General features: G+C 49.5%; 12 protein-coding genes. 3 read left to right on the top strand and 9 right to left on the bottom strand.

What is annotated here, in order from left to right:
* Positions 1–69 precede the first annotated feature (69 nt).
* Both MKX98_RS12780 and MKX98_RS12775 read left to right on the top strand, forming a co-directional pair.
* Positions 70–987: a helix-turn-helix domain-containing protein gene (locus tag MKX98_RS12780; RefSeq protein ID WP_194542083.1), complete on the top strand. Its 918-nt coding sequence runs from the start codon at positions 70–72 to the stop codon at positions 985–987.
* Positions 988–1,003: 16 nt separating this feature from the next.
* On the top strand, positions 1,004–1,741 hold the full coding sequence (locus tag MKX98_RS12775; RefSeq protein ID WP_339223255.1) for an HAD family hydrolase: 738 nt from the start codon (positions 1,004–1,006) through the stop codon (positions 1,739–1,741).
* A gap of 70 nt (positions 1,742–1,811) precedes the next feature.
* On the opposite strand, the gene MKX98_RS12770 is transcribed toward MKX98_RS12775, so the two are convergent.
* The 8 genes from MKX98_RS12770 to pdhA form a co-directional block, all read right to left on the bottom strand.
* Positions 1,812–4,103 carry a DNA topoisomerase 3 gene (locus MKX98_RS12770; RefSeq protein ID WP_339223253.1) on the bottom strand — a complete coding sequence of 764 codons (2,292 nt, stop codon included), beginning with the start codon at positions 4,101–4,103 and terminating at the stop codon, positions 1,812–1,814.
* Positions 4,104–4,219: 116 nt separating this feature from the next.
* Positions 4,220–5,707, bottom strand: coding sequence for a glutamate synthase subunit beta (locus MKX98_RS12765; RefSeq protein ID WP_339223251.1), 1,488 nt, complete (start codon positions 5,705–5,707; stop codon positions 4,220–4,222).
* A gap of 341 nt (positions 5,708–6,048) precedes the next feature.
* Positions 6,049–6,537, bottom strand: a complete 489-nt coding sequence (locus MKX98_RS12760) for a dihydrofolate reductase (protein WP_339223249.1) — start codon at positions 6,535–6,537, stop codon at positions 6,049–6,051.
* 61 nt (positions 6,538–6,598) lie between these two features.
* Positions 6,599–7,393: a thymidylate synthase gene (gene thyA, locus MKX98_RS12755; protein WP_071218198.1), complete on the bottom strand. Its 795-nt coding sequence runs from the start codon at positions 7,391–7,393 to the stop codon at positions 6,599–6,601.
* A gap of 200 nt (positions 7,394–7,593) precedes the next feature.
* Positions 7,594–9,009, bottom strand: a complete 1,416-nt coding sequence (gene lpdA, locus MKX98_RS12750; RefSeq protein WP_009589200.1) for a dihydrolipoyl dehydrogenase — start codon at positions 9,007–9,009, stop codon at positions 7,594–7,596.
* Between the two features lie 3 nt (positions 9,010–9,012).
* Positions 9,013–10,329 carry a dihydrolipoamide acetyltransferase family protein gene (locus MKX98_RS12745; protein WP_339223247.1) on the bottom strand — a complete coding sequence of 439 codons (1,317 nt, stop codon included), beginning with the start codon at positions 10,327–10,329 and terminating at the stop codon, positions 9,013–9,015.
* A gap of 29 nt (positions 10,330–10,358) precedes the next feature.
* Positions 10,359–11,336: an alpha-ketoacid dehydrogenase subunit beta gene (locus tag MKX98_RS12740; protein ID WP_071218200.1), complete on the bottom strand. Its 978-nt coding sequence runs from the start codon at positions 11,334–11,336 to the stop codon at positions 10,359–10,361.
* 149 nt (positions 11,337–11,485) lie between these two features.
* Positions 11,486–12,553, bottom strand: coding sequence for a pyruvate dehydrogenase (acetyl-transferring) E1 component subunit alpha (pdhA, locus tag MKX98_RS12735; RefSeq protein ID WP_113056870.1), 1,068 nt, complete (start codon positions 12,551–12,553; stop codon positions 11,486–11,488).
* 256 nt (positions 12,554–12,809) lie between these two features.
* Here pdhA and MKX98_RS12730 point away from each other — a divergent pair, with 256 nt between their 5' ends.
* Positions 12,810–13,538, top strand: coding sequence for an alpha/beta hydrolase-fold protein (locus tag MKX98_RS12730; RefSeq protein ID WP_071218202.1), 729 nt, complete (start codon positions 12,810–12,812; stop codon positions 13,536–13,538).
* A 307-nt stretch (positions 13,539–13,845) separates the two neighbouring features.
* On the opposite strand, the gene MKX98_RS12725 is transcribed toward MKX98_RS12730, so the two are convergent.
* Positions 13,846–14,310 (bottom strand): low molecular weight protein-tyrosine-phosphatase, encoded by a 465-nt coding sequence (locus MKX98_RS12725; protein ID WP_071218203.1) that lies wholly within the window; start codon positions 14,308–14,310, stop codon positions 13,846–13,848.
* Positions 14,311–14,353 lie beyond the last annotated feature (43 nt).

Raw genomic sequence — 14,353 nt, 5'->3', positions numbered from 1 at the left:
ATAGTGGACAAGCCCAATCCATACAAGCCATAATAATAACAATGCCATCAATTGGGAGGGTATCCGTTAATGAAATATAAAGTCAGTATCGATGTATCTATGGTCTACGAGCTGCTGGGCAGCTTCATGATATATGCAACAAGGAAATGGACCGATAACCTGGATATCGGAAAACAGCTGATAACGGAGATGGACGAGCGATTACCTCAACCTGTTCGTGTCCAGTTCAGTCGAGCCCGTTCATGGCCACTAGCGGATTATGATGTGTTATACGCCTTGATCATGCTTCGGGGAGAGCACATTGAAATCCCGGATTTTCTGAATTGGGTCGAATCTTCCGCCGTGGAAGAGCTGCATGACCTGCTGCTGCCGCACTTGCCGTCCCTCTCGCTGGATGAAACATCTAGAATTCGAGAAAACTACACACCGTTGATGAAGTTGTGGCATGAGCACTACTTCTCGGAAGTGGAGCCTGAACTGTACCAGCTCCTGGAAGAAGATGCCGAAGAGAAGCGAATGCTCCTTCCGAAAATGGACGACGAAAATTTAATCGAATATGCTTCTAGCGGCGTTATACTCGACGACGTGCCCCAGGAGAACGTAGTCTTGTTCCCGGGCACGCATTTCCGGCCGATCAATACCTATTGCTTCTATGAGAACGTACTCCTGCTGCAGTATCCGATCGATGTCCCGGAAGAAGAGGAAGATGAGCCGCCCGTGGTTCTCCTCCGCATGACCGAGGCGCTTGCGGACCCGGAACGCCTGCGTCTCCTGCGATATATTGCCGATGAACCGAAGGCCGTGTCCGAAATGGCTTCCGAGTTGGGTCAGCCTTATGAGGAATTGATGCACCATCTGATGATTTTGAGGGCAGCCGGCTTGCTGCGCTCCCATCTGAAATCCGAGAATAACGAAAGATTCAGCCTGCGACCGGATGGGGCTGCCGAACTTCAGATGTTCCTGGAGTCATACATTCGACTTTCATAGTAAGAAGGAGTGAACCATGAGTAAAACATCGCAGCATATTATCTTCGACATGGATGACACATTAATACATTGCAACAAATATTTCGATCTGATTCTTGGCGATTACTTCGAGTGGATGACCGAATGGTTTCAACATGTTGGCTTGACTACCGAAGAAGTCCGTGCCAAGCAGATGGAGGTCGACGTAGCCGGCATAGATAAGCTGGGATTTGCAAGTGCGAACTTCCCGCAATCCCTTATCGATACGTATCATTATTTCGGCCGCATTCATGGAAGAGAAAGCTCGCCCAAGGAAGAAGAGCTTCTCTACGAATTAGGACTCAGTGTATATGAGCAGGAAATCGAAGCCTACCCCGGCATGGTTGAGACGCTCGAGAAGCTCCAGCAAGATGGCCATTGTCTCCATCTCTACACAGGAGGCGAGACCCGGATTCAGAAGCGGAAAATCGAACAGATGAAGCTGGCCGATTACTTCAAAGACCGAATCTACATTCGCCAGCATAAAAATATTGCGGCGTTGGAAGAAATCCTCACGAGGGGGACATTCTCCCGCTCCGATACCTGGATGATCGGCAACTCACTTCGCACCGATGTCGTTCCGGCGCTGACGGCCGGCATCAACAGCATCTATATCAAACAGCAGCGCGAATGGCAATATAACCTGGTCGAGCTGAAGCAGGAGCCTCATAACGTGTTATATACCGTATCGGCGCTGACCGAAGTGCCCGAAGTCATTGAAGAGCATTTAGATTAATCAAAATAAACCGAGCCGATCAAGGGTGGTAACCCTGGTTGGCTCGGTTTTTTTATTTAACTGTGCCGTTTCACGATTTCACGGCTTCACTCGAGTCCTCTGCCTGAACAGCAAGCTTTCCGTTCCCTTCAGCAGCTAGGACAATTCTGCCTTTAAACGTGCTGCCGTCCTCGTTTTTAAAGGATAACACCTGGGTCTTGCCTTGCAGCAGCAAGGATTTCAGCATCGCATGCGAAACCTGTTTACCGGCAAATTCCTTCCAGATGACATAGCTGCAGCCGGTTTTAAAATTTGCGCAGCCATAGCCTTTGCGCCCTTCAATAATATGCCCTTCACATCCGGGTCTAGGGCATCGGCCTAATGAAGAACGTACGGACGACGTATCGTTTGAAGCAGCGGCATTGGATTTCGGAATCCGCTTAGCCGCTCGTTCTTCCTTGTCGCGTGGGGCTGCGGCAGCTTTTCCCGTGCTTCGCTTCCCTCTTCCTTTGGACTTGTCCTCATCTCCGCCGAAAAGCGACGAAGGCGCGGGACGCTGCGAGGATACCTTATTGATGATCGAAATGGTAAACTTCTGCACGTTTTGCATGAACACGTCGGCGGAAGCCTCGCCCTTGGATATTTGGTGAAGGCGCCGTTCCCATTGGCCCGTCATCTCAGGCGAAGCAAGTAATTCTACGCCTGCATGACGGATCAGCTCCACCGCCGTCCTCCCTTTTTGGGTAACCGTGATTCTTTTGCCCTGCATCGTAATGTATCCGACCTTCTTCAAGCGTTCAATGGTCGCTGCACGGGTAGCCGGCGTTCCAAGCCCGCTGTCTTTCATCGCATCCCGAAGCGCTTCATCCTCGATGGATTTTCCGGCACTTTCCATCGCCTTCAGCAGCGTTCCTTCCGTATAACTCTTAGGCGGCTGCGTTGCCTTTTCTTTCACTTCGGATTTCTTGCAGTGCACCGGCTCATCCGGGGACAGATCAAAGGAACGGTCGTTCCATTCCTGGGTCTCCTCTTCCTCGTCCTCTTTTCCCTTCTTGGAAGACTTGGCTTTCTTCTGCTCTTTATCCTGGGCAATCAGCACCTTCCAGCCAAGCGATAGCAGTTCCTTAATTCCCGTCTTGAACGTTTCGCCCTCGACCTCGGTAAGCACCGTATGCTGCTTGTACATGGCCGGCGGGTAAAAATGCGAGAGAAACCGGATGATGACCAGATCGTAAATATGCTGCTCTTCCTTGCTGAGCGTGCCCGGACGCTTTAACGTCGGCAAGATGGCATGGTGATCTTCAACCCGCTGCGGATTGCATACCGCCTTATTATTAACGTGCACCCGGCTAGGATCCGCTCCTTCCGCCATCGATGCATAGGAGGTCGATTTCAACATGTGAAGTGCCTTGTGCATGCCTTCGATATTCTGTTCATTCACGTAATTGGAGTTGGTACGCGGATATGAAATGACCTTGTGACGCTCATACAATGCTTGCGCAAGATCCAGCGTTTTTTTGGCAGAGTATCCGTATTTGGCATTGGCTTCACGCTGAAGAAGGGTCAAATCATACAATTTAAACGGATATTCTTTCGTTTCTTTGACTTCATATTTGGTGATGAGCCCATTCTTCCCATTAACCTTGGCTGCAATCGTCTCTGCTTTCTCTTGCGAGGTCAGCCGCTCGCCCTGCCATGTTCCGGTATACTCCAGCTGCTCTTGCTTGAACAAGGCCTTTACGTCGTAGAACGTTTGCGATTCAAAGGCTTCAATTTCCTTCTGCCGGTCATAGATCAGGGCCAGAACCGGCGTCTGGACCCGCCCAACCGACAGTAAAGTCTGATGGCGGGTCGTAAAGGCACGCGAAGCATTCATGCCGATCAACCAATCGGCTTCACTGCGTGCGCGCGCAGCCTGCGTTAAATTCTCGAATTCAATCCCATCCTTCAGCTCCGCAAACCCACGGGCGATGCTTTCCGCCGTTAAATCCGAAATCCATAGTCTTTTTACAGGCTGTTTCAATTTTAATTGTTGTTGGATAAGAGCGAAAATATATTGTCCTTCTCGTCCCGCATCACATGCGTTTACGATATGGCTGCAGCGCTTGGCGACCTCTCCAATGACCTTCAGCTGATCCTTGGTTTTCGGATTCGGGATGATTTTGAATTGCTCCGGAATGATGGGCAGGTCCCGTAAATTCCAGCGTTTGTACTTCGGATCATATGCATCCGGCTCCGCCAGCCCAACCAGATGTCCGATAGCCCAAGTTATGATGTATTGCTCACCTTCAAGATATGTACGGTTATTCTTGGCCCGCGGCTCGATGACCGCAGCGATGTTCCGTCCCATATCCGGCTTTTCGGCAATGACCAACGTTTTCAAATGACATTCTCCTCCCCGATGAGTAACCATGGCGCGGTGGCTAACTCCAAAAAGGACTTCGCTCTCGCGAAGTCCTTTTAACTACTATTCATATGATAGCATATTTAGGAGAAGGATTAAACCAGTACGGTCGCACCCATCAAATATTTGTCTACCTCGCGCGCTACCTCACGGCCTTCGTTGATCGCCCATACCACGAGGCTTTGTCCGCGACGCATGTCCCCGGCGGCAAATACTTTATCTACATTGGTCGTATATTTGCCATACGGCGCTTTCACATTGGAACGGCGATCCGTTTCAAGTCCAAGCTGCTCGGCCAGCGTATGCTCCGGTCCGTCAAAACCGATGGCAATGAACGCCATTTGAGCAGGAAATACTTTCTCCGTGCCCGGAATCGGTTGATACACTTTACGGCCGGTTTCGTCTACAATACGCTCGATTTGAACGGTATGAAGCTCCTTCAGATTGCCCTCTTCATCCCCGACAAATTTCGTGGTCATAATGGAGAATTCGCGTGGATCGCTGCCAAACAGCGCTTTGGCTTCCTCGTGTGCATAATCGAGCGTGTACACGTTCGGGAACTGCGGCCAAGGGTTCGCAATCGGATCACGCTGCAGCGGAGCCTGTTTATGCGTGCCGAACTGGGTAACACTGCTGCAGCCGTGGCGAAGCGCTGTTGCGACGCAGTCAGAGCCGGTGTCACCGCCGCCGATGACAATAACGTCCTTGTCTTTTGCCGACAAGTAGTTGCCATCCTCGAGACCCGAATCCAGCAGGCTCTTGATGGTTCCGTTCAGATAGTCCATCGCATAATGAATGCCCTTGAGGCCACTTCCCTCAATATTGAATTCACGCGGTTTTGTTGCACCGCCGCACAGTACGACGGCATCGTAGTCTTCCATCAGCTGCTTGGCGGGAATGTCTTTGCCGATCTCGGTGTTGACAACGAATTCGACGCCTTCAGCTGCGAGCAGATCTACACGGCGCTGAACAATACCCTTGTCCAGCTTCATGGATGGAATCCCGTAGGTCAACAATCCGCCGATACGGTCGGCACGTTCATAGACGGTTACGGAATGGCCTGCTTTGTTCAGTTGAGCAGCCGCAGCCAGCCCTGCCGGACCAGAACCGACAACGGCTACGCGGCGTCCCGTACGCTTCGCCGGCGGCTCGGGAACGACCCAGCCTTCTTCAAAGCCCTTGTCGATGATCGCTTGCTCAATGGATTTTATCGTGACCGGCTCCCCAATCAAACCGACGGTGCAGGAACCCTCACAAGGAGCAGGACATACGCGTCCGGTAAACTCAGGGAAGTTGTTTGTTTTGTGGAGACGCTCCAAGGCTTCTCTCCACAAGCCCCGGTATACAAGATTGTTCCATTCCGGAATCAGATTATGAATCGGGCAGCCCGAAGTGCCGCCGAGCATATCGATTCCTGTATGGCAGTATGGCGTACCGCAGTCCATGCAGCGTGCTCCCTGGGTCTGGAGCTCTTCTTCTTCTAAATGTTTATGAAACTCTTCCCAGTCTTTAACTCGTTCGGCCGGGCTCCGATCTGCCGGAAGCTGGCGCTGATATTCCATAAATCCTGTTGGTGTAGACATACTGCTTTACCCCCATCCGTTCTATCCATGCTGGTTACCATGTACAATTTATCATATCATAAATCATCCGACATCGATCTTCAGATGACCCAAGAAACAGGTTTCAGTCTGATTTATTTTTTCTATTTATGCTAAAAAATTTTTTATCAGAGCATGAATCCCCATGATTAGCGGCTATTTAAGCAGCGATTTGTATAAACATTAAAAATATAGTAGCATTTCGCTTTTCTCCTGTTAAATGGACTATATGCATGATCATTTGTATTATCCTACTAACAAAACCTTGTCAACATGGATGGATTGGAGTATGTCTATCCCTTCAAAGCTCGTCATCAAGCTCTTTATTTTCGTTCGAACGTAACAAACCGGTAGGCATACGGGTTCTTTTCATCCGTTATGCCGGGAACTTCTTCGATAATTTTCCATTCGTCCCAGTTCACTTCAGGGAAGAACGTATCCCCTTCAAAAGTTTCATCAATAAACGTGCAGTACAACCGATCCGCTTTCGGAAGCATCAATTCATAAATCTGGGATCCGCCGATCACCATCAGCTCTGCGTTCTCCGCATAGGGAAGGGCTTCATCCACATCATGGATCACGATGCCCTGATCGTCCGTCAGCGTGAAACTTCGGTCTCTCGTCAGCACGATATTCTTTCGGTGAGGCAGAGGATTGCTGCCAAAGGACTCCCAGGTCTTGCGCCCCATCAGAATCGTTTTGTGCAGGGTCGTCTCCTTGAAGAAGGCCATATCACGCGGCAATCGCCACGGCATGGTGCCGTTCAGCCCGATTACCTGGTCCTTGCCCATTGCCCAAATCATCGATATCATTACACCGTCACTCCTTCCTTGTACAAATGGATTGCGCCGAATATCGGTACCACTTGTTTATTTACACAGCTACGGTCGCTTTAATGGTTGGATGATACTGGTAACCCTCAAATTCAAAATCTTCGAATGTATAATCAAAGATGCTCTCCGGCTTGCGCTTGATGACCAGCTTCGGCAGCTCATAAGGCTCGCGTTCAAGCTGCGTTCTGACCTGTTCCATATGATTGGAATAGATATGGACGTCGCCACCGGACCAGATGAATTCACCTGGCTCCAGGCCGCACTGCTGGGCAACCATATGGGTAAGCAGTGCATAACTCGCAATGTTGAACGGCAGCCCGAGGAAGCTGTCCACGGAACGCATGGTAAGCATGCAGGAGAGCTTCCCGCCCGCCACGTAGAATTGGAATACAAAATGGCATGGAGGCAGCTTCATGTTGTCGATCTCTGCCACGTTCCAGGCACTGACGATATGCCGCCGGGAGTCGGGATTGTTTTTAATCGAATCGATGACGTTGGCAATCTGGTCGATATGGCGTCCATCCGGCGTTTCCCACGCTCGCCACTGCGAGCCGTAGACCGGTCCCAAATCGCCGTTCTCATCTGCCCATTCGTCCCATATCCGCACGCCGTTCTCTTTTAGATACCGGATATTCGTCTCCCCGCTTAAGAACCACAGAAGCTCGTGTATCACCGATTTTAAGTGAATCCGCTTGGTTGTCATCAGAGGAAAGCCTTTAGAAAGGTCAAACCGCAGCTGTCTTCCAAATACGGATAACGTTCCCGTCCCCGTGCGGTCCCCTTTCTCTACGCCATGATCTAGAATGTCTTGCAGCAGCTCCAAGTATTGTTTCATGTATAGTCACCTCACTAGAATCTCATATCAACAGTCTACCATGTTCGTGGAATGATTGGGATGCTTAAAATAACCCTGCCGAAAGAGGCCGGATATCGCTTGCGGCATCCACATAAAAAAACAGGAGGCAGAAACCGCCTGCGCGTTCTCTGCCTCCTGGCCGAATATATAATGACTCGAAAAAACGAACGTCGTTTGGATTAACGGGCGATGATGTGGATCGGATGACCCATAACCAATTCCGCAGCTTCCATTACGATTTCGCCAAGCGTCGGATGCGCATGGATGGTCAAGGCTACATCTTCAAGCGTAGCGCCCATCTCAATAGCAAGACCGAGCTCTGCAATCAGGTTGGAAGCTTCCAGACCTACGATTTGCGCTCCGAGAATAAGTCCTGTTCCTTCTTCAGCTACGATCTTCACGAAGCCTTCCGGATGGTTCAAGGATACGGAACGTCCGTTACCTGCGTAAGGGAATTTGCCTGCTTTCACTTTATGGCCTTTTTCCTTCGCTTGAGCTTCGGTGTAACCTACGCTGGAGCATTCTGGATCCGTAAACACAACGGCTGGAATACATTTGTAATCCACGACGGACGGCATTCCGGAAATGGCCTCAGCAGCCACTTTACCTTCGTAGGAAGCTTTGTGTGCAAGCGCCAGACCGGATACGATATCCCCGATCGCGAAGATATGAGGAATGCTTGTGCGTCCTTGATGGTCGACTTTCACGAATCCGCGCTCATCCATATCGAGGCCGATCAGATCAAGGCCAAGCTCTCCATCCGTGTTCGGACGACGGCCAACCGTAACCAGCAGGTAATCTGCTGTTACTTCTTTGGTTTCGCCATTCACGGAGTATTTCACGGTAACTTCTTTATCGTTTTGCTCGGCACTTTCAGCTTTAGCACCTGTGATAATTTCGATACCGGTTTTCTTCATGTTTTTCGTAACGAGGCTTGTCATGTCTTTGTCAAAGCCAGCCAAAACGCTGTCCAGACCTTCGATGATCGTTACTTTCGAACCGAATTTGGAGTACATTTGACCAAGCTCGGCACCGATGTAGCCGCCACCGATTACGATCATGCTCTTCGGTACCTCAGGCAGGTTCAATGCTTCGGTAGAAGACAGGATGCGTCCGCCAAACGGGAATGGCTTCAGTTCGATTGGACGGGAACCTGTAGCAATGATGCAGTTCTTAAAGCGGTAACGCGGTGATTCATGATCATTGAATACACGCGCTTCGTTTTCGTTGATGAACATGCACTCGCCGTTGAAAACTTCCACTTTGTTGCCTTTCAGCAAACCGGCTACGCCGCCAGTCATTTTTTTGACAACGCCGTTTTTGAATTCCTGTGTTTTCGCGAAATCAACCGTTACGTTCTCCACGGAAATACCGAATGCATCGGCATGCTTAGCGGACTCGAACTGATGAGCTGCAGCGATCAAAGCCTTGGAAGGAATACAACCACGGTTCAAGCAAACACCGCCGAGTTCCGATTTATCAACGATCAGAACCTTTTGACCCAGTTGGGCGGCACGAATCGCCGCCACATAACCACCAGGACCAGCACCAATGACTAGAGTATCAATATCTAAAGAAGCATCTCCAACTACCATTAGTTACACCTCCATAACAAGCAGCTCAGGGTTAGCGAGCAGTTGTTTAATATAGTTCATAAAGTTTTGAGCCGTTGCGCCGTCGATGATACGGTGGTCAAAGCTCAAGGACAATGCCATAACAGGTGCTGCTACAATCTCGCCGTTCTTCACAACCGCTTTTTCGCTGATGCGGCCGGTACCGAGAATAGCAACCTCTGGGAAGTTAATGATTGGCGTAAAGAACATACCGCCTGCGGATCCGATGTTCGTGATGGAAATCGTGCTGCCCTTCATTTCGTTAGGGGACAGTTTGCCTTCACGGCCGCGAGCAGCCAGATCACGGATGCTGTCAGCGATCATCCAGATGCTCTTACGATCCGCATCTTTGATAACCGGTACGATCAGACCGTTGTCTGTATCCGTAGCGATACCGATGTTGTAGTATTTTTTGTACACGATTTCGTTCGCTTCTTCGTCGATCATCGCATTCAAAGCCGGGAACTGACGGCTAGCCGCAACGAGTGCTTTAACGATGAATGGCAGATACGTAACTTTCGTGCCTTTCTTCTCAGCGATCGGTTTCATGCGGGTACGGAACGCTACCAGCTCGGTTACGTCCACTTCGTCCATGATCGTAACGTGAGGAGCTGTGTAAGCCGATTTAACCATAGCGTTCGAGATCGCTTTACGGATACCTTTGAATGGTACGCGCTCTTCTTCTGCACGAGTGTCCACCGCTGTGGATGCTGCTGCAGGAGCTGCTTTCGCTTCGGAAGCCGCTTCTTGCGCTGGTGCTGCTTGGCCTCCACCGTTCTTAAAGGCTTCAACATCTTCGCGAGTCACTTTACCGTTGTTGCCGGAGCCTTGCACTTGTGCAATGTCTACGCCTTGCTCACGCGCGAATTTACGCACGCTAGGAGTAGCCAGAACTTCACGATTAGGTGCTGCTGGAGCAGCTGCTCCACCGTTTCCGCCTTGTTTAGCGTCAGCCGGTGCATCTTGAGCCGGGGAAGAAGTTGTATCCGCGCTGCCTTTAGCTGCGTCAGCTTCTTGCGCAGACTGCTCTTCAGCAGGAGCCTCTTGCTCAGGAATGTCGCCTTCAGCATCGATGATAGCTACCACTTCACCGACACGGCATACTTGACCATCCTTGGCAAAAACTTCTTGAACCGTACCGTTCACGGGACAAGGAACTTCTACGACCGCCTTGTCGTTCTGTACTTCCATGATGATGTCGTCGTCTGTTACTTTGTCGCCTGGCTTGATATGCATTTTGATGATTTCACCTTCATGCAGACCTTCACCCAGCTCTGGAAAACGATATTCAAATTTTGCCAACTGAAAAACCTCCCTAGAAATTGCTGCTATTAGAAATTCATTACTTTATTGACGGCATCCACGATACGTGCTGGAGTAGGTAACCAAGTGTCCTCGATTTGCGCGAATGGATACACGGTATCCGGCGGAGTCACACGAAGCACTGGAGCTTCCAGGTGCAGAATCGCCTTCTCGTTGATTTGAGCGATAACTTCTGCGGCTACGCCTGCAGATTTTTGCGCTTCTTGAACCACGATGGCACGGTTGGTTTTCTTAACCGAAGCAAGCACAGTATCGATGTCGATTGGAGAGATCGTGCGCAAGTCGATGATTTCCGCTTTGATTCCGTTCTTCTCAAGTTCGTCCGCCGCTTTCGTTGCGGTATGAACCATCAAACCATATGCGATAATCGTTACGTCGGTTCCTTCGCGAACCACGTTAGCTTTACCAAGCTCAACCGTGTAATCACCTTCAGGAACTTCAGCGCGGAACGCATGATACAGGTTCAAGTGCTCCATGAAGAACACAGGGTCATTGTCGCGAATTGCTGCGATCATGAGTCCTTTTGCATCATAAGGATTGGAAGGTACTACAACTTTAATACCCGGGGTTTGCGTGATCAAACCTTCGAGTGCATCGGTGTGCAGCTCAGCCGCTTTAACCCCGCCGCCGAATGGCGTGCGGAATACGATCGGGGAGTTGTAACGTCCACCGGAACGGTAACGCATACGCGCTGCTTGAACGACGATTTGGTCGAGCGCTTCAAAGATAAATCCAACGAATTGAATTTCAGCGATCGGACGGAAGCCTTGAATACCGAGACCTACCGCCAAACCGCCAATAGCGGACTCAGCCAGCGGTGTATCGAATACGCGCTCTTCCCCGAATTCTTTTTGAAGGCCTTCCGTTACCCGGAAAACACCGCCGACATTACCTACGTCTTCACCGAAGATGACAACGTTAGGGTCACGGCTCAATTCAACGCGCATGGCGTCGCGAATCGCTTCTTTCATGTTCATTTGTGCCATTGCTTCATTTCCTCCTTAAGAAATACAGTTCACTAAAAATTCCAGTGTATATATCGATGTCAAAACGTTCAAAAACCGACCTGATGCCGCCATGACAAAACCAGATGATTATCCAGGATCAAACCTTTGACAATCATCGGCCGTCATTTTTATTGGAAATCAGCTTTCTGCTCTTCCAGATGCTTCGGCGTTTGCTCGAACATGCTGTCGATCAAACCAGGTACTGTCATTTTTTCCGTTTGTTCTGCTTTTTTAATTTGCTCGTTGACTTTCGCTTTCGCTTCTTCTTTCACGCGAGCTGTATCTTCCTCTGTCCAGAGGCCTTTTGCTTCCAGGTACTTCGCAAGACGTGCGATCGGATCCTTCTCGTTCCACTCGCCCTCTTCTTCCTTCGTACGATATTTCGAAGCGTCGTCAGACAGGGAATGCGGACGGAAACGGTATGTCACAGCTTCGATAAGCGTTGCGCCTTCGCCATTGCGGCCGCGTTCTGCAGCATCACGAACGGCCTTGATCACAGCGAGGACGTCCATGCCGTCAACCTTAACACCCTTGATACCAGCTGCTACAGCTTTATGTGCGATCGACAATGCTGCAGTCTGCTTGGAGAATGGAGTCGTGATGGCATAGCCGTTGTTTTGCACGAAGAAGATAACCGGCAGTTTGTACACGCCTGCATAGTTCAAGCCTTCGTAGAAATCGCCTTCGGAAGAGCCGCCGTCACCGGTATACGTAATAACCACTTGTTTTTGCTTCTTCAGTTTGTAACCCATAGCGATACCCATAGCATGCAAGATTTGCGCGCCAATGATGATCTGAGGCATCAATACGTTAACACCCTCCGGAATTTGTCCGCCATGCTGATGTCCGCGGGAATAGAGGAATGCTTGATAAAGCGGAAGTCCATGCCATACGATTTGCGGCATATCACGGTAGCCCGGGCAGACAAAGTCGTCTTTCTCAAGCGCGAATTCGCTACCTACCATCGTTGCTTCTTGACCGGATACAGGAGCATAGAAACCGAGACGTCCTTGGCGGCCGAGATTTACGGCACGGTCGTCCCAAGTACGGGTAAATACCATACGGTACATAATTTCTTTCAGTTGATCGTCTGACAATTCAGGCAGAAGATCTTTGTTTACGATTTTGCCATCCGGGGAAAGTACAGATAGAGTATCGACTTCCTCGGTATATACTTCATAAGGAACCTTGGTCATTTTTTTCACCTCAATAAATATTTGAATATCAAGTTCCGCTGTTATAGAATTATTATACACCTGTTTTACTCCATTCGTCAAAGAAATACGGGATAAAATTTCACATTTCTTAACGTTTGTATGTATAACAGTTTGTGGATAATACTATAACAGTATGACAAACATCATAGAACAGCAGCCAACTTCAACATGTCAGGGTAATTTTAACTTATTGTTTACCGCATTTCAAAAACTAACCCGAAAAAGGTGACGAATGATGACGAATGAACGTTTATTGAAGCGAACCATCGTAAAAGAAGTGATTGAAAGCCAGTTTCTGCAGGAGAATCGAACGCTGCGCATCTACCTTCCTCCCGGATACAATGAAATTCTCAGCTATCCCGTCGTGTACTGTCAGGATGGAGAGGAATTCTTCAATTTTGGTCGCATCGCGACCTGGGCCAACCAGCTCATTCTCGAAGAAGGCGTGGAGCCGTTCATCATTGTAGGCGTGGAAGTGAACACCAAAGTTCGCACCGAGGAGTACGCGCCATTCGGCAACCGGTTCGACGCTTACCTATCCTGCTTCGCCGAAGAGATTATTCCCTTCGTCGAACAAAAATATCCTGTGCGCAAAGAGCCTGCCGAAAGAGTACTCGCCGGCGACTCCCTTGGCGGAAGCGTATCCGTGCATCTGGCCTTGCGTTACCCGCATCTCTTCACCCGAATCATCAGCTTGTCCGGCGCCTTCTATGAGAAGTCCCAGAATATGATCAGAGAAGAGAAAGATTTGTCCTGGCTCGACATCTATATGATTGTAGGCTTGCAAGAAGACAACTATGCAACCGATACAGGTGTCTATAACTTCGTTGAATTGAATCGTTCAACAAAGGCGTTGCTGGAAGAACGGGGTGCCACCATATCTTATCTTGAAAAAGACGGCCGTCACCTTTGGGGATTCTGGCAAAAAGAGCTCCCTGCTGCTCTTATGTACTTCCTGGATTAATCGATTGATTGGCAAAATCCGTTGGCTTATCTAAATGACCTGTTACAGCAAAGTTCATGGCCTGTCCCACTGGGGACTTTTTACGAGTTACGCTTTAAAGCTGTTGGCAAAAAAGAATACCTATGATGCAACAGGAAGCGCAAGCTATGCGCTCTTTGTTGCTTCACTTCAAAAAAAGATGAACAACCGCGCATTTTTTCTGGAATGTGCATTGTTCATCTTTTATGTTCAGCAGCCCGTTCTTCTTGGTATCGCTTTCAATTATTCTCGTCAAAAAAGCGGTAGACTCACCGCTTGTTCGAATCGATTATAGCTTTTCTTTCATGATTTTGTCCAGTAAGATGTCACACCCCGCATCAATAAGACGATACACTTCATCAAAATTTCCAGTGAAATACGGATCCGGCACCTCGCGCAGCTTTTCATCAGGGAGCAAATCCATAAACTTCAGAATCGCGGCCTGGTCGCCTCCCGCTAGCTTGCGCAAATTCGTCACATTCGAATCATCCATGCCGATAACGTAATCGAACTTGACGAGGTCCTGGCTTACCACTTTGCGGGCGACCATTCCCTCGTAGCTGATTTGCCAGCTGTCCAGCAGCTTTCGGGTTCCTTCATGGGGAACGCTTCCGATATGCCAATCTCCTGTGCCGGCAGAATCCACGCTGATCTTATCCTGCAGTCCACGCTGTTCAATTTTATGTCGCAGCACCGCTTCCGCCATCGGCGAGCGGCAGATATTGCCCAAACATACAAACAAGACGGATACCATAATCCTCTCTCCTTCACGCTATAATTCATCGTCATTTCACGAG

The sequence above is a fragment of the Paenibacillus sp. FSL W7-1332 genome (assembly GCF_037969785.1).
Lineage (GTDB): Bacteria > Bacillota > Bacilli > Paenibacillales > Paenibacillaceae > Paenibacillus_AQ.
This window is presented reverse-complemented; position numbering and strand designations above follow the sequence as displayed.

Coding starts and splice junctions, on each gene's coding strand:
- pdhA (WP_113056870.1), bottom strand. CDS start 12,553: ATGACCAAGGTTCCTTATGAAGTATATACCGAGGAAGTCGATACTCTA.
- MKX98_RS12740 (WP_071218200.1), bottom strand. CDS start 11,336: ATGGCACAAATGAACATGAAAGAAGCGATTCGCGACGCCATGCGCGTT.
- thyA (WP_071218198.1), bottom strand. CDS start 7,393: ATGAAACAATACTTGGAGCTGCTGCAAGACATTCTAGATCATGGCGTA.
- MKX98_RS12780 (WP_194542083.1), top strand. CDS start 70: ATGAAATATAAAGTCAGTATCGATGTATCTATGGTCTACGAGCTGCTG.
- MKX98_RS12765 (WP_339223251.1), bottom strand. CDS start 5,707: ATGTCTACACCAACAGGATTTATGGAATATCAGCGCCAGCTTCCGGCA.
- MKX98_RS12760 (WP_339223249.1), bottom strand. CDS start 6,537: ATGATATCGATGATTTGGGCAATGGGCAAGGACCAGGTAATCGGGCTG.
- lpdA (WP_009589200.1), bottom strand. CDS start 9,009: ATGGTAGTTGGAGATGCTTCTTTAGATATTGATACTCTAGTCATTGGT.
- MKX98_RS12775 (WP_339223255.1), top strand. CDS start 1,004: ATGAGTAAAACATCGCAGCATATTATCTTCGACATGGATGACACATTA.
- MKX98_RS12730 (WP_071218202.1), top strand. CDS start 12,810: ATGACGAATGAACGTTTATTGAAGCGAACCATCGTAAAAGAAGTGATT.
- MKX98_RS12725 (WP_071218203.1), bottom strand. CDS start 14,310: ATGGTATCCGTCTTGTTTGTATGTTTGGGCAATATCTGCCGCTCGCCG.